Raw genomic sequence first — 14,492 nt, forward strand, 5'->3', positions numbered from 1 at the left:
GGTCCCGCGCGGGGGGTCAGCAGTTCTTGGCGGGCGTGGGCTCGGGGTTGGCCAGGAGGGCCAGCGCCTTGGCCGCGTCCTCCCTCGTGGAGAGCTCCTTGAAGGCGTCGCCGAGGATCAGGTCGATGTCCGCGGTCTCGCGGGTGTCGGTCTGCTGGGTGACGCCGGCCAGCTGGGCGCCGAGGACGGAGTAGGCCGCCTTGTCGGTCTTGGCGGAGCCCAGCAGTATCCCGGTGCCGGGGACCTTCTTGTCGAAGTCGGCGGGGGCGTTGCCGACGCTGCCGATGACGAAGCCGCGTGCCTCCAGCTCGTCGCGGACCGCCTTGGCGAGCCCCGCGCGCGGGGTCGCGTTGTAGACGTTGACCGTGACCTGGCCGGGGTCGGGCAGCACGACCGCCGGCCGGCCGGAGGCGGCGACGGGTGCGACGGGCGCTTCGGGACCACCTTGGGGAGCCTTGCCGGCCTTGGGGCCGGCTGTCGGACAGTCCTTGCCCGCGGCCGTGTTCCGTTGGGAGGCGTTGCCCCCGAACACGTCGATGAGCTGCAGTGCCCCAAAGCCGAGCAGGGCGAGCGCTAGGACCGAGCCGAGCACGGCGAAGACGATCCGACGTCGGCTCCGTTTACGGCTCATGCGGGGGTAGGCGGCTCCCGTGACGCGGTACTTTCCGCCCATGCCGGGGGGAGTGAGCATGCTCATGAGCGCAGCGTAGTGCTGCTTGGTCAGGATCCGCACTCGATGATCTGTTGATACGCAAAGGCCGACCCGAAAGGCGCAATGGGCGCGTGGAGCGAGGGCGCCTGATTCCGCTTCCGCTTCCGGCGCTGCCCGTTCGCCGCTTCGGCCGGCTCGCCCGGCCCCCGGGGTCGCCAACGTCCGGGCCGCAAGGCGAGCCCGGGAAGTCGGGGGTGGCGACCGGGAGGGTGGTGTCAGTCCATTTCGAGGACGCGGGCGTGCAGCACCTGGCGCTGCTGGAGAGCAGCGCGCACGGCGCGGTGCAGCCCGTCCTCCAGGTAGAGGTCGCCCCGCCACTTGACGACATGGGCGAAGAGGTCGCCGTAGAAGGTGGAGTCCTCGGCGAGCAGCGTTTCGAGGTCCAGCTGCCCCTTGGTCGTCACCAGCTGGTCCAGCCGGACCGGGCGTGGCGCGACATCCGCCCACTGCCGGGTGCTTTCCCGGCCGTGGTCGGGGTACGGCCTCCCGTTACCGATGCGCTTGAAGATCACACGGAAAGCCTACCGGGCCGGTGCCTGCGGGCGCAGCCTCGTGACGCGGGTGCAAAGGTGTCAGACGGCGTCAATTCGGGAGGGATGTGTGAGCGGGTCCACCGGCCGGCCCGTTTGGGCGGCCCGGTCAGCCCCGGAGGTGACACACCGTCGGGGCGTAGGTGACGAAGTCCGGGTGTCCGGGCGCCACTCCAGGCGGAATCGAGTCGACCGGGTGCCGGGAACCCGGCGGGCGCTGACAGACTCGGGTCCATGCGGACCGAACTCACCGACACCACCTCCAGCAAGGTCAACCGGGCCCTGCTCGAAGCCCGCCGGGCCATCGGCAGCCCCACCATGGGGCTCGTGCTGACCCTCGTCGTCGTCACCGACGAGGAGAACGCGTACGACGCCGTACGCGCGGCATCCGAGGCCTCGCGCGAGCACCCGTGCCGCATCATCGCGGTGATCAAGCGGACCTCGCGGGGGCCGCACAAGCTCCGCCAGACCCGCCTCGACGCGGAGCTGAAGGTCGGTTCGGAGGCGGGGAGCGGCGAGATCGTGCTGCTGCGGCTGCACGGGGAGCTGACCGGCCAGGCGGGCTCGGTGGTCCTGCCGCTGCTCGTGCCGGACGCGCCGGTGGTGGCGTGGTGGCCGGCCGACGCCCCCGCCGACCTGGCGGGCGACCCGCTGGGCGCCCTGGCGCAGCGCCGGATCACCGACGCGGGCTACGTGGCGGACCCGATCGGGGCGCTCGACGAGCGGGCCGGTGCCTACCAGCCCGGTGACACGGACCTGGCCTGGACCCGGCTGACGCCGTGGCGGGCCCTGCTGGCGGCCGCCCTGGACCAGAAGCCGCTGCCGGTGACCGGCGCGACGGTGGAGAGCGAGAGCGACAACGCGAGCGCCGAGCTGTTGGCGCGCTGGCTGGAGGACCGGCTCGGGGTGGCGGTGGCCCGCGTGACGACCGAGGGCCCGGTGATCACCCGGGTCAGCCTCCAGACCACGGGCGGGGAGATCCGTGTGGACCGGCCCGCAGGGGCCCTGGCCACCCTGGTGCTGCCGGGCAGTCCCGACCGCAAGGTCGCCCTGAAGATCCGCAGTGGGGCGGAGCTGATCGCCGAGGAGCTCCGCCGGCTCGATGCGGACGAGGTCTACGGCTCGGCGCTGCGGCGGCGGCCGCTCCACACGGCACTTTCCGCGTAGTGGTTGTCGTACGTCTCTGAGCTGTCCTTGATGTCCTGCACGGTGGCCTCGCCGGCACTGACCCGGCCGAGGAGCCGGTAGTACTCGAAGCGGCCCATGCCGGGGGTGAAGCCGACGAAGACGCTCGCGCCGTGGCCGGGCGCGGGCGCGAAGGCGTGCGTGACGCCGGGCGGCACCGCGAGGAAGTCCCCGGCGCCGAGGGTCCTGATGTTCTCGCCGACGAGTACGTCGAGCCGGCCCTCGGTGACCAGGAAGAACTCCGTGGCCTTGGTGTGGTAGTGCGCGGGGGCGCCGGCGGCGCCCTCCTCGAAGGTGGCGGTGTTGCACGTCAGCGGCGCCGTGTCGGCCAGCAGGGTGATCAAGCTGCCCGGGGCGTCGGAGACGGCTTCGGCGGTGGCTGCGCGGGTGAGGATCTCGTTCATACCGTTGAATCTACGGGGCTGGTTGACCGGTGACAGGGGCCAATCGGGTCTTGGTTCCGCCGGTCAATTAGCGTCGGTGACGGCGTGCCCCCCGCGAGGCCGGCGGGCGCCGACCGGCCGGTGAGGGCGTGCCCCGCGAGAGGCCTCAGGGCTTGGCGTCCCGCTTCCCCGAGGACTTCTCGGAAACCTTCTCGGAGACCTTCCCGGACGCCTTTCCGGAGGCCTTCCGCGTGCTCCCGCCCCCGGCTTCGGCGCCGGCCTTGTCCCCGGCTGCGGCTGCGGCCTTGCCGGTCTTCCCCGCCGCCTTCGCCGCCGCCTTCATCTCCTGCTTGTGGGCCCGCACCTTGGCCAGCGACTCCGGGCCCGTGATGTCGGCGGCCGAGCGGTAGACGCCCGCCGGGCCGTAGCCGCCGGCCGCCTCCCGCCAGCCCGTGGGGCGCACCCCCAGCCGCTTGCCCAGCAGGGCCAGGAAGATCTGGGCCTTCTGCTCGCCGAAGCCCGGCAGCGCCTTGAGCCGGCCCAGCAGCTCGGCGCCGGTCCGGGCGTCGGCCCACACCGCCTCCGCGTCCCCGCCGTAGTGCTCCACCAGGTACGCGCACAGCTGCTGGATCCGCTTCGCCATCGAGCCCGGATACCGGTGCACGGCGGGCTTCTCGGCGAGGAGGGCGGCGAAGGCCTCCGGGTCGTACGCGGCGATGGCATGCGCGTCCAGATCGTCCGCGCCGAGCCGCCGCGCGATCGTGTAGGGCCCGGAGAACGCCCACTCCATGGGCACTTGCTGGTCCAGCAGCATGCCGACCAGCGCGGCGAGCGGGCTCCGGCCGAGCAGTTCGTCGGCCTCCGGCTGCTGGGCCAGCCGGATGGTGATGTCCTTGTCCATGGCTTCAGCGTCCCCCGTGGCCGCGCTCCACGCGCGGTCGCCGCACCGCCCGCCTAGCGTGAGGGGGAAAGGCAAGGGCACACGACACAGGAGTCGATCGACCATGGCTGAGTTCACGGAAGGCGCACCCTGCTGGGTGGACGCGATGTTCACCGACGTCGAGGGCGCCAAGACCTTCTACGGCGATGTGCTGGGCTGGACCTTCGGCGAGGCCAGTACCGAGTACGGCAATTACACGCAGGCCTACTCCGACGGCAAGGCGGTCGCCGCCGTCGTCCCGCCCATGCCGGGGGGTGATTCCCAGTCCCAGTGGTGTCTGTACTTCGCGTCGCCTGACGTGGACGCCACCGCCGAGAAGATCAAGTCGGCGGGCGGCGAGGTGCTGATGGAGCCGATGAAGGTCGGCGACTTCGGCTCGATGCTGATCGCGAAGGAGCCCAGCGGCTCCGTCTTCGGCGTCTGGCAGCCGGGCCAGCACAAGGGCTTCGAGAAGATGGGGGAGCCGGGCTCGTACACGTGGGCGGAGATCTTCACTTGGGAGCCGGACAAGGCGGACGACTTCCTGCCGAAGGTCTTCCCGTTCAAGCCCCTGGACATGGACATGAGCGACGACCCGGAGGCGGCCGGGGTGGACTTCAAGGTCTTCAGCCTGGGTGGGCCGGACAATCCGGTGCTGGGGCGGATGAAGATGGACAAGGACTTCCCGCCGGACCTGCCCCCGTACATCCAGGTCTACTTCTCCGTCCCGGACTGCGACGAGGCCGTGGCCAAGGCGACGCAGCGGGGCGGAAAGCTGGAGTTCGGGCCGATGGACAGCCCGTTCGGGCGGTTCGCGGCGGTGACCGATCCGCAGGGGGCGGCCTTCGCAGTGATCGACATGACGACGACGGTCGGCGAGATGCCGCAGATGACGGAAGCGTAGATCCCGTACGGCCCGTCGCACGGTGCGTCGCACGGCCCGTCGTACGGCGCGGGCGCGCGGGCGCCTGGCCCGGTACGCGGGGGAGGCCGGCCGACGGCTTCCCCCGCGCAGTGCCTGGTCCCCCGCCCGTACTCAGCCGGTCGTGGCGAGGGCGGGCACGCCGATTTCGCCCGGGGCCGGGAACGGTGCGAAGTCGCGGTTGTTCTTGCAGCCCAGGTTCTCGTACGTGTTCACCTTGGTCACCGGGTCGGTCTTGACCAGGTGGTACTTGCAGGCCTTCTTGATGAACCGGCCCTCGACCCCGCCCGGGAAGTCGATCTCCTTGTTCCACAGGTACGGCGACTCGTAGCCGTTGACCCGGGCGGTGGCGTTCACGTCGATGCCGCCCGGCGCGTCGATCTCGTACACCCAACCGGTCTTCGCGGCGCCGTAGGTGGCGAACTTCTGCGCCACCCACTCCTCGCAACTGGTGCTGAGGTGGGCCGTGTTCTGGCCGCCGCCCTTGACGATGTACTCGCTCAGCGGGGTCAGATCGCCGCCGCGCGGCGTGAAGCCGTCCTCGAAGAGGTCCTCCACGTTCTCCCGGGTGTCTCCGCGCCACAGGGTGTTGGAGTCCTGGCGCCACTGCCACTTCTCGGCCCGCGCGGCCGCCTCGACCGCGTAGGCGATCAGCGGGTCGGTCGTCGTGCGCCACCAGTCCCATGCGCGGTACTGGACGACGGGGCCGCAGGGCCCGGTGTCGGGGCCGGGCGCGGGGGTGGCGGCCACCGCCGGTGTGACGGCTGCGAGGGAGGCGAGGGAGGCGGCGGCAAGGACCTGCAGAGCGGCCTTCAGCATGGTGAGTGCCCATCAGTTGATCAACGCGACGGGCCCTTTTATAGCGAGATGTCCCCCTGCTATCGAGGACCGCGCAACCTGATCACCCGGACGAGTGGCGCCCCACGGCGTCCTCGCCGCCGCTCGGGTCGCGGTGCGGGTGTCTACGCGGAGGAAGGCCAGCGCAGCCGGGGCTCCGGGCCGGAAGCCGGGACGCTAGCGGCGGCGCACGCAGGCCCCGGCCGGAATCCCCGGCGGCCTGGCCTGCGGCCCCGCGGCGACCCGCAGGCTGACCCCGCCTCCCGGCGATTACGCTCGCCGGAAGCCGGAAGCCGGAAGCCGGAAGCCGGAAGCCGGAAGCCGGAAGCCGGAAGCCGGAAGCCGGAAGCCGGAAGCCGGAAGCCGTTGAGCGGTGGCCGGTGGCCACTCCATCCGAAACCAGGGAGAACAGCCGTGCCGCACATCGTCGTCGACTACTCGGACCCCCTGCCCGCATCCTTCGACCACCGCGCGTTCGCGCTCGAACTGCACGAGCTGGCGGCCGAGACCGTGCAGACGACGGTGGACACCTGCAAGACGCGCTTCCGGCGGATCGAGGAGGTCGTGATCGCGGACGGCGCTCCCGGGCAGGCCCTCATCCACGTCGAGGTGGCCCTTCTCCCCGGCCGTCCGGCGCAGGACAAGACCCGCCTGAGCCGAGCCGTCATCGAACTGGTGCTGCGCCACACCGCGCGGGTGTCCGACACGGTGATCCACGCCTCGGCCGACGTACGGGACCTCGGCGAGGCGTACATCAAGCACGTATCCACCCCCTGACCCTCCCGCCCCGCGCCCGGCAGCCCCATTCGCCCGTGCCCCGTTCTGTGGCCGGTGCGCCCAGGCGCCCGCCTGGCCCTGCGGCAAGGCGAGGGAGCCGCTGGCCGCTGTACTACTTACGGCCCTCCGGGCCGTACCACTGGAGGGGTCGGCCGGTTACCGCGGCGATGCACTCGAAGTCGTGGTCACAGTGCAGGGGGGTGAGCCCCTGCAACTTGCGGTCGCGGCCAAGACTGCAACCACGGAACGCGAAGAGCCCCGCAGCAAGCTGCGGGGCTCTTCAACGTATTGCCCGGTGAGAGCAATGGCGGAGGATACGAGATTCGAACTCGTGAGGGGTTGCCCCCAACACGCTTTCCAAGCGTGCGCCCTAGGCCACTAGGCGAATCCTCCGCCGCAAACAATACAAGACGTTGAGGGGTGCTCGCGAACGTGATCGCTGGCCGGTACCCCGACGCGGGGGCGGCTCGATTCCGGGGGCATCCATCCGCTAGGGTGGGGTCAGCCCCTCACGTGGCGCTATCTCACCCAACTCCCCCAGGGCCGGAAGGCAGCAAGGGTAAGTGGGCTCTGGCGGGTGCGTGGGGGGCGCTTTGCGTTCCGGAGGTGGGCGGGGACCGGGCGGGGGCCGCCGTTTGTCGGTGGGCCCGGATAACCTCGTAGACGTGTCGTCCCTTGCGCTGTACCGCCGCTATCGCCCCGAGTCGTTCGCCGAGGTCATCGGTCAGGAGCATGTCACCGCACCGCTGATGCAGGCCCTGCGGAACAACCGGGTCAATCACGCGTACCTGTTCAGCGGGCCGCGCGGCTGCGGGAAGACCACCAGCGCGCGCATCCTGGCCCGCTGCCTGAACTGTGCGCAGGGACCGACCCCGACCCCGTGCGGGGAGTGCCAGTCCTGCCGCGACCTCGCTCGGAACGGGCCTGGTTCGATCGACGTCATCGAGATCGACGCCGCCTCGCACGGTGGTGTGGACGACGCCCGTGACCTGCGGGAAAAGGCTTTCTTCGGGCCGGCCTCCAGCCGCTACAAGATCTACATCATCGACGAGGCCCACATGGTCACCTCGGCGGGCTTCAACGCCCTGCTGAAGGTGGTCGAGGAGCCGCCGGAGCACCTCAAGTTCATCTTCGCCACCACGGAGCCGGAGAAGGTGATCGGGACCATCCGCTCCAGGACGCACCACTACCCCTTCCGGCTGGTGCCGCCCGGCACCCTGCGGGAGTACCTGGGCGAGGTCTGCGGGCGGGAGGGGGCCACCGTCGAGGACGGCGTGCTGCCGCTGGTCGTGCGCGCCGGCGCCGGATCGGTGCGTGACTCGATGTCCGTCATGGACCAGCTGCTCGCCGGAGCCGCAGCCGACGGTGTGACATACGCCATGGCCACCTCGCTGCTCGGCTACACCGACGGGTCGCTCCTCGACTCCGTCATCGACGCCTTCGCCTCCGGGGACGGCGCAGCCGCCTTCGAGGTCGTGGACCGCGTCGTCGAGGGCGGGAACGACCCCCGCCGGTTCGTCGCCGACCTGCTGGAGCGGCTGCGCGACCTGGTCATCCTGGCCGCCGTGCCCGACGCCGGGGAGAAGGGGCTGATCGACGCCCCCGCCGATGTCGTGGAGCGGATGCAGGCCCAGGCGTCGGTCTTCGGCGCCGCCGAGCTGTCGCGGGCCGCCGACCTGGTCAACACCGGGCTCACCGAGATGCGGGGCGCGACCTCGCCCCGGTTGCAGCTGGAGCTGATCTGCGCCCGGGTGCTGCTGCCCGCCGCCTTCGACGACGAGCGGTCCTTCCAGGCCAGGCTCGACCGGCTGGAGCGGAGCGGAGCGGCCGCGTTCGCGGGCGCGCCGGGCATGCAGGCCGCGCCGGGGATGCAGGCCGTGGCCGCGTCCGCCGCCGCGCCCGCCATGGGGTACGTGCCCGTGCCCGAGGCGCACGGGATGGCGCCCGCCGGCCCCGGTGGGGGTCCCGCCGCCGCGCGTGCCGCCGCCGCCCGCGCTCCCGAGCCGCCGGTACGGGGCCCCGAGCCGGTCCGGGCTCCCGAGCCGACCGCGCCGGTCGAGCCCGCCCCCGCGGCCTCCGTGGCCCCACCGGCCCCCGTGGCCCCGCCCGCACCTCCCGCCCCGCCGGCCCCGGCCACCCCCGCCCCGGCGGCCCCCGGCGCCTGGCCCGGAGCCGCTCAGCCCGGTGGCGGCGCGCCCGGCGCCTGGCCCAGCGCGGCCGCTCCGGGCCAGGGTGCCGCAACCCCCGCCGCCCCGGCGCCCACGCCCCCGGCCCAGCACGCCGCCCCGGCCCCGGCACCGGCCACCCCGCCCGCGCCCTCCCCCGGCATGAACGCCGGCGTCGGCCAGGTCCAGGCGATGTGGCCGGGCGTCCTGGAGGCCGTCAAGAACCGCCGCCGCTTCACCTGGATCCTGCTCAGCCAGAACGCCCAGGTCACAGGCTTCGACGGCACCACCCTCCAACTCGGCTTCCCCAATGCCGGAGCCCGCGACAACTTCGCGAGCAGCGGCAGCGAGGACGTGCTCAAGGCCGTCCTGGCGGAGCAGTTCCAGGTCAACTGGAAGATCGACGCCGTGGTGGGCGGGGGCGGCGGCGGAGGCGGCCAGCCCGCGCACCAGCCCTCCTCCTACGGGGCCCCGCAGGCGCCCTACAGCCCGCCGGCCCCCGCCTACAGCCCGCCGCCGCCCCCGGCCCCGGCGCAGCACTCCTCCGCCCCGAACCAGCAGCCCCAGCAGTCGGCTCCGCCCCAGCAGTCAGCTCCGGCGCGGCAGCCCCCCGTACAGCAGGCGCCCCCGCCGGTCGCGCCGGAGGACGACATCGCGCAGGACGACGATCCGGACCTGGTGGACAGCGCCCTGACCGGACACGAGCTCATCGTGCGCGAGCTCGGGGCCACCGTTGTGGAGGAATATACGAATGAGTAGGCCCTCCCTATTGGGTGGCCGCACGAAGGGGTGCGGGCCGCGCGGGCTAGGCTGAGCAGCGTGAAGGTCCTCGTCATCGGCGGCGGCGCCCGCGAACACGCCCTGTGCCGCTCTCTGTCCCTCGACCCCGACGTCTCCGCGCTCTACTGCGCTCCCGGCAACGCCGGCATCGCCGAGGTGGCCGAACTCCGCCCCGTCGACGCCCTGGACGGCGACGCCGTCGCCCGCCTCGCCACCGAACTCGGCGCCGACCTGGTCGTCGTCGGCCCGGAGGCGCCCCTGGTCGCCGGAGTCGGCGACGCCGTACGCGACGCCGGCATCCCCGTCTTCGGCCCCTCCGCGCAGGCGGCACGGCTGGAAGGCTCGAAGGCCTTCGCCAAGGACGTGATGGCGGCGGCCGGGGTCCCGACCGCGCGCAGCCACGTGTGCACCACCCCCGAAGAGGTGGACGCGGCCCTCGACGCCTTCGGCCCCCCGTACGTCGTCAAGGACGACGGCCTCGCGGCCGGCAAGGGCGTCGTGGTCACCGATGACCGGGCCGCCGCCCGCGCCCACGCGCTGGGCTGCGACCGCGTCGTCATCGAGGAGTACCTCGACGGCCCCGAAGTCTCCCTCTTCGCCATCACCGACGGCGTGAGCGTGGTCCCCCTCCAGCCGGCCCAGGACTTCAAGCGCGCCCTCGACGGCGACGCCGGTCCCAACACCGGCGGCATGGGCGCGTACTCCCCGCTGCCCTGGGCCGACCCGAAGCTGGTCGACGAGGTCATGGAGAGCGTGCTCCAGCCGACCGTCGACGAGCTCCGCCACCGCGGCACCCCGTTCTCCGGCCTGCTGTACGCGGGCCTGGCCATCACGAGCCGCGGCGTACGGGTCATCGAGTTCAACGCCCGCTTCGGCGATCCGGAGACCCAGGTGGTCCTGGCCCGGCTGCGCACCCCGCTCGCGGGCCTGCTCATGAAGGCGGCCCTGGGCACCCTGCACACCGAGGCCCCGCTCAGCTGGCGCGAGGACGCGGCCGTCACGGTGGTCATCGCCTCGCACAACTACCCGGACACCCCGCGCACCGGTGACCCGATCGAGGGCCTGGCCGCGGTGGCGGCCGAGGACGCCCCCGACGCGTACGTGCTGCACGCCGGGACCCGGCGCGAGGGCGACGCGGTCGTGAGCGCGGGCGGCCGCGTGCTGTCCGTGACGGCGACCGGTTCTGATCTGGCGCAGGCGCGGGAGAGGGCGTACAGGGCGGTCGCGCGCATCCGGCTGGACGGCTCGCAGCACCGTACGGATATCGCCGCGGCGGCGGCCGAGGCGGCCGAGGCGGCCGGGACGGCCCAAGGCCGCTGACCCCCGGCCGGCTCCGGCCGGGGGATGCGCGGCCGGTCCTTCTGCCCAAGGGCCAGGCGGCGGCGCCACACCCCCGGCCACACCCCCGGCCCCGGCCCGGCCTGTGAGGCTGTTCGCGACGCGGGCCCGGTGCGCACGAGGTGCGCCCGGGCCCGCGGGCGCGTCCGCGTGCGACTGCATCCGGCCGCGTTCGAACGCACCCACCTTTACCCAAAGCCATTCCATCGAGTGATGGTCACCCCGTCTGCCTGACGGCCGGGCATGCCCCAACTAGGGTGCGGCGCAAGCATTCCGGCACATGGCCCACCGGCATTGCGGTGTCGGTGGCGGGTGTCACAGTGGGGGAGTGAGCAAAGCCGCCGCAGGGCAGAGGGGGTGAGGTCCGGCCGTGTCCGGAACCGGTTCGATCATGGAAGTGGGCGTGCCGTCGGCGCGTTCCCGCGCCTTGGCCGTGCTGCGCGTGCGCAGCAGGGCCCTGGCCGTGGTGCTGCTGCCCGCCGCCCTCGCGGTGGTGCTGGTGGCCGCCCGGCTGACGGGCCGGCTGGCCGGGGACCCCTGGCCGGCGGTGACCCTCGCCGTGTGCGTGGTCGCCGCGCTCGTCCTGCTCGTCGGCGGGATCTTCGCCGCCGTGGTGCTGCGGGCGGGTCCCGCCGTGACACCGACGGTGCCGCTGGCCGAATCTGCCGCCCCCGACCTCTACCGGCTGGTGCGTGACCTGGCCGACCGGATGGACGTCCCGGCGCCCTCGGCCATAGCGCTGACGCCGGACTGCGACAGCTGGCTGGAGGACCGCACCCATGCCGCCCACCGCCGCAGCGGTATATCCGCTGGGCCGGAGTCCGAGCCCGGCGCCGCTCCGGTGCTGGTCATCGGCTCGCCGTTCCTGTGGTGGATGCGGGTCGCGGAGCTGCGCGCGGTCCTCGCCCCCGTCGTCGCGGGTACGGGTCCTTCCGCGCACCCGGACATAGCGGACGCCCGCGGCTTTGTGCGCGGTCTGGACGCCGCCGTGGACGTGGGCAACCGCCGAGGCCTCGGCTGGATCGCCCGGCCGGCGCGGCTGCTGCTGCGGCTGTGCCGGGTCGACGCCGCCGAGATGGAGCGCGGGGTGGCCGCGGCCGCCTCGGACCGCGCACAGGATGTGGACTACGGGCTGCGCATCGTCGCCCAGGAGCAGGTCGGCCTCGCCTACGCGGGCTGGGACCGGCTGCTGACCCGGGTCGCGCTGCCCGCCTGGCGGATGGGCCGCTGGCCGGCGCACCTCGACGCAGGGGTCGTCTCGGCGCTGACCGAGCTGTCCCGCCGCGACCGGCTGGCCGAGGGTTACGCCTCGCGGCTCGGTGAGCGCCCCGCCTGCGACCTGCTGGAGCAGCCGGGGACCGTCGACGAGGCGGCTTCGCTACTGGCGGCCCGGCTCTTCCACGGCGGGCCGGCCGAGCCCGGACCGGACTGGTCCCCGGTGGACTGGACGGCGTATCCGGAGGAGGTCGTGGACCGCAAGTGGCGCACGGAGGCGGCGCGCCTGCACGCGGCGCTGGACTCCCTGGCCCTCACGGCGCCCGACACCGATGGCCGGCGAACCGACCCCCAGCGAACCGGTCCGCAGCGAACCGGTCCCCAACAGACCGAAGGCCAGCGGACCGCCGACCGTCACCGCACCGATGGCCATCACCGGACCGATGACCACCACACCCTGACCGCATCCGCCGAGGACGGCTTCGCCGGACCCACCCTGGAGCGGGTGCTCGGGCACCTCACGGACCTCGCCGGTGACGGCGCGGCCGGGGAGGCGCTGGCCGGACGGCTCAGTGGCGACCTGGCCCGGGAGGACCGGGCCGCCGGAGCCGGAGCGGGCAAGGCGCGCGGCGCGGACGCCGTACCGCTGTTCCCCCTCCAGCCGCCGCGCAGCGGTCGGGATCTGCTGGCCGACCACGTGACGGCGATGGTGTGCTGCGCGGCCGTGGATTCCGCCGGCGCGGCTCCGGGCCTGGACTGGCTGGACGGCCCCGTCCTCCTGGTCGGCGGGGACCGCCGCTCGGACCTGGCTCCGCATGTGATGTGCCTGGTCGAGGACGGGAATCCGGAGCCCCTGCGGCACTGGCTCGCTGAGATCGGCGTCCGCCCGGAGAAGCCGGTCCGGCTCGTCTGACCAGCGGTTCCCGTGCCCCCGCACGGGGTACGGCTCGCACGCACAAGCGGACGCAAATGTTCCGGTCACGTCAATTCGCGACGAACGGTGACGGAGTGCGTGCGTTATGTGATGTGCTGGGATCGGTCACAACGACAGCACGTACTCGTGCCGCGCACCGGTGCGAAGGCGTATCCGTTCGGGGGAGCGAGGGAGGGGAGCGGTATGGGCGGGGAGCAGATCAGGCGGTGGGAGTCGGGTGCGCTCGCGCACGCGGTGACCGACCCCTTCGGGCAGGGGCCCCTGCCGTGGTTCCGGGGCAGCGAGCTCTACTTCGACGACACCGGTCAGGTCGTGCCCTGGTACGTGGATCCGGCCGCGGCGGCGGCCGGCACCGGCCAGATCCCCCGCGCCCGCGGCAACGGCGGCCCCCGGACCGCCGATGACGTGCACCGCCAGATCAAGGGCTTCGCCTCCACGGGCGCGGTCACCCCCGGCGGGGCCATCGACTTCCACATCACCGTCGACCCGCCCCAGCAGTTCTCCGTCGACGTCTACCGGATCGGCCACTACGGCGGCGACGGCGCCTCCAAAATCACCACCAGTCCCCGCCTGTCGGGCATCGTCCAGCCGGCGCCCCTCGCCGCGGACCGCACCGTCTCCTGCCACCACTGGTGGCTGTCCTGGCGGCTCCAGGTCCCCTCCTACTGGAACATCGGTGCGTATGTCGCCGTCCTCACCACCGCCGACGGCTACCGCTCCCACATCCCCTTCACCGTCCGCGACGACCACCCCGCCGACCTCCTCCTGCTGCTGCCCGACATCACCTGGCAGGCGTACAACCTCTACCCCGAGGACGGCCGCACCGGCGCCAGCCTCTACCACGCCTGGGACGACGCCGGCCGGCTGCTCGGCGAGCAGGACGCGGCCATGACCGTCTCCTTCGACCGCCCCTACGCGGGCGCCGGCCTGCCCCTCCACGTCGGCCACGCCTACGACTTCATCCGCTGGGCCGAGCGCTACGGCTACGACCTCGCCTACGCCGACACCCGCGACCTGCACGCCGGCCGCGTCGACCCCACCCGCTACCGCGGCCTGGTCTTCCCCGGCCACGACGAGTACTGGTCGGCCCCCATGCGCCGCACCGTCGAGCGCGCCCGCGAGCACGGCACCTCGCTCGTCTTCCTCTCCGCCAACACCATGTACTGGCAGGTCGAGCTCGCCCCGTCCCCCTCCGGGGTCGAAGACCGGCTCCTCACCTGCCGAAAACGCCGCGGCCCCGGCCGCCCCAGCCTGTGGCGGGAGGTAGACCGCCCCGAACAGCAGCTGCTCGGCATCCAGTACGCGGGGCGGGTCCCCGAGCCCGCGCCCCTGATCGTGCGCAATGCCACGCACTGGCTGTGGGACTCCACCGGCGCCGGTGAGAACGACGAACTGCCCGGCCTGGTCGCCGGTGAGGCCGACCGGTATTTCCCGCGCACCCAGCTCCCCGAGCACCAGGACCGGATCCTGCTCGCCCACTCCCCGTACCTGGACAGCGAGGGCCACCGCCGCCACCAGGAGACCTCCCTCTACCGGGCGCCCAGCGGCGCGCTGGTCTTCGCCTCCGGCACCTTCGCCTGGTCCCCCGCCCTGGACCGCCCCGGCCATGTGGACGAGCGGGTCCAGCGGGCCACCGCCAATCTCCTCGACCGCATCTGCAAGCGGGACTGAGACACGAAGCGGAACTGAGACATGAAGCGGGACTGAGACACGGCCGACGCGCGCCGGGGCCACCCGGGGCGGGCGAAGTGGTGCCCGTACGGGAGAATCGGCAGTGCGCTCATACAGAACTACA

General features: G+C 73.0%; 12 protein-coding genes, 1 tRNA gene, 1 other RNA gene and 1 pseudogene. 8 read left to right on the forward strand and 7 right to left on the reverse strand.

The genetic code is table 11. The annotated features are described in order from the left end of the window. Window positions 1-16 precede the first annotated feature (16 nt). Window positions 17-697: a LytR C-terminal domain-containing protein gene (locus ACWDX7_RS16550; protein ID WP_451488698.1), complete on the reverse strand. Its 681-nt coding sequence runs from the start codon at window positions 695-697 to the stop codon at window positions 17-19. A gap of 230 nt (window positions 698-927) precedes the next feature. Further along, complete coding sequence (locus ACWDX7_RS16555) at window positions 928-1,224, reverse strand: type II toxin-antitoxin system VapB family antitoxin (RefSeq protein WP_009067182.1); 297 nt, start codon at window positions 1,222-1,224, stop codon at window positions 928-930. A gap of 252 nt (window positions 1,225-1,476) precedes the next feature. Here ACWDX7_RS16555 and opcA point away from each other — a divergent pair, with 252 nt between their 5' ends. Further along, a complete protein-coding gene (opcA, locus tag ACWDX7_RS16560) occupies window positions 1,477-2,409 on the forward strand; it encodes a glucose-6-phosphate dehydrogenase assembly protein OpcA (RefSeq protein WP_451488697.1) in 933 nt (310 codons plus the stop codon). Here opcA and ACWDX7_RS16565 read toward each other — a convergent pair. Together ACWDX7_RS16565 and ACWDX7_RS16570 are read right to left on the reverse strand one after the other, a co-directional pair. Continuing rightward, complete coding sequence (locus ACWDX7_RS16565; protein ID WP_451488696.1) at window positions 2,358-2,831, reverse strand: cupin domain-containing protein; 474 nt, start codon at window positions 2,829-2,831, stop codon at window positions 2,358-2,360. The genes opcA and ACWDX7_RS16565 overlap by 52 nt on opposite strands. Before the next feature lie 145 nt (window positions 2,832-2,976). Further along, window positions 2,977-3,711: an HhH-GPD-type base excision DNA repair protein gene (locus tag ACWDX7_RS16570; RefSeq protein ID WP_451488695.1), complete on the reverse strand. Its 735-nt coding sequence runs from the start codon at window positions 3,709-3,711 to the stop codon at window positions 2,977-2,979. Window positions 3,712-3,814: 103 nt separating this feature from the next. Between ACWDX7_RS16570 and ACWDX7_RS16575 the strand changes: the two genes are divergently transcribed. Continuing rightward, complete coding sequence (locus ACWDX7_RS16575) at window positions 3,815-4,633, forward strand: VOC family protein (RefSeq protein ID WP_451488694.1); 819 nt, start codon at window positions 3,815-3,817, stop codon at window positions 4,631-4,633. 132 nt (window positions 4,634-4,765) lie between these two features. On the opposite strand, the gene ACWDX7_RS16580 is transcribed toward ACWDX7_RS16575, so the two are convergent. After that, complete coding sequence (locus ACWDX7_RS16580) at window positions 4,766-5,470, reverse strand: scabin-related ADP-ribosyltransferase (RefSeq protein WP_451488693.1); 705 nt, start codon at window positions 5,468-5,470, stop codon at window positions 4,766-4,768. 432 nt (window positions 5,471-5,902) lie between these two features. Here ACWDX7_RS16580 and ACWDX7_RS16585 point away from each other — a divergent pair, with 432 nt between their 5' ends. Then, window positions 5,903-6,265, forward strand: coding sequence for a 5-carboxymethyl-2-hydroxymuconate Delta-isomerase (locus ACWDX7_RS16585; protein WP_451488692.1), 363 nt, complete (start codon window positions 5,903-5,905; stop codon window positions 6,263-6,265). Window positions 6,266-6,377: 112 nt separating this feature from the next. On the opposite strand, the pseudogene ACWDX7_RS16590 reads toward ACWDX7_RS16585, so the two are convergent. Next, window positions 6,378-6,526: pseudogene (locus ACWDX7_RS16590) on the reverse strand (PIN domain nuclease); the annotation flags it as partial. A gap of 44 nt (window positions 6,527-6,570) precedes the next feature. Beyond that, window positions 6,571-6,658, reverse strand: a tRNA-Ser gene (locus ACWDX7_RS16595). 107 nt (window positions 6,659-6,765) lie between these two features. On the opposite strand from ACWDX7_RS16595, the gene ffs reads away from it, so the two are divergent. The 5 genes from ffs to ACWDX7_RS16620 all read left to right on the forward strand — a co-directional run bounded on the left by ffs (window position 6,766) and on the right by ACWDX7_RS16620 (window position 14,368). Further along, window positions 6,766-6,864: signal recognition particle sRNA small type (ffs, locus tag ACWDX7_RS16600), an RNA gene on the forward strand. A 66-nt stretch (window positions 6,865-6,930) separates the two neighbouring features. Further along, a complete protein-coding gene (locus tag ACWDX7_RS16605; protein WP_451488691.1) occupies window positions 6,931-9,189 on the forward strand; it encodes a DNA polymerase III subunit gamma and tau in 2,259 nt (752 codons plus the stop codon). 60 nt (window positions 9,190-9,249) lie between these two features. After that, on the forward strand, window positions 9,250-10,530 hold the full coding sequence (gene purD / locus ACWDX7_RS16610) for a phosphoribosylamine--glycine ligase (RefSeq protein ID WP_451488690.1): 1,281 nt from the start codon (window positions 9,250-9,252) through the stop codon (window positions 10,528-10,530). Window positions 10,531-10,939: 409 nt separating this feature from the next. Next, complete coding sequence (locus tag ACWDX7_RS16615) at window positions 10,940-12,676, forward strand: hypothetical protein (RefSeq protein ID WP_451488896.1); 1,737 nt, start codon at window positions 10,940-10,942, stop codon at window positions 12,674-12,676. A gap of 204 nt (window positions 12,677-12,880) precedes the next feature. Further along, window positions 12,881-14,368, forward strand: a complete 1,488-nt coding sequence (locus ACWDX7_RS16620) for a N,N-dimethylformamidase beta subunit family domain-containing protein (protein WP_451488689.1) — start codon at window positions 12,881-12,883, stop codon at window positions 14,366-14,368. The last annotated feature ends 124 nt before the right edge of the window (window positions 14,369-14,492 follow it).

Source organism: Streptomyces sp. NPDC003034, from assembly GCF_053591375.1.

Bases quoted from the DNA above. Each gene is read 5' to 3' on its own strand.
- ACWDX7_RS16550 (WP_451488698.1), bottom strand. From the start codon at position 697: ATGAGCATGCTCACTCCCCCCGGCATGGGCGGAAAGTACCGCGTCACG.
- opcA (WP_451488697.1), top strand. From the start codon at position 1,477: ATGCGGACCGAACTCACCGACACCACCTCCAGCAAGGTCAACCGGGCC.
- ACWDX7_RS16565 (WP_451488696.1), bottom strand. From the start codon at position 2,831: ATGAACGAGATCCTCACCCGCGCAGCCACCGCCGAAGCCGTCTCCGAC.
- ACWDX7_RS16570 (WP_451488695.1), bottom strand. From the start codon at position 3,711: ATGGACAAGGACATCACCATCCGGCTGGCCCAGCAGCCGGAGGCCGAC.
- ACWDX7_RS16575 (WP_451488694.1), top strand. From the start codon at position 3,815: ATGGCTGAGTTCACGGAAGGCGCACCCTGCTGGGTGGACGCGATGTTC.
- ACWDX7_RS16580 (WP_451488693.1), bottom strand. From the start codon at position 5,470: ATGCTGAAGGCCGCTCTGCAGGTCCTTGCCGCCGCCTCCCTCGCCTCC.
- ACWDX7_RS16615 (WP_451488896.1), top strand. From the start codon at position 10,940: ATGGAAGTGGGCGTGCCGTCGGCGCGTTCCCGCGCCTTGGCCGTGCTG.
- ACWDX7_RS16620 (WP_451488689.1), top strand. From the start codon at position 12,881: ATGGGCGGGGAGCAGATCAGGCGGTGGGAGTCGGGTGCGCTCGCGCAC.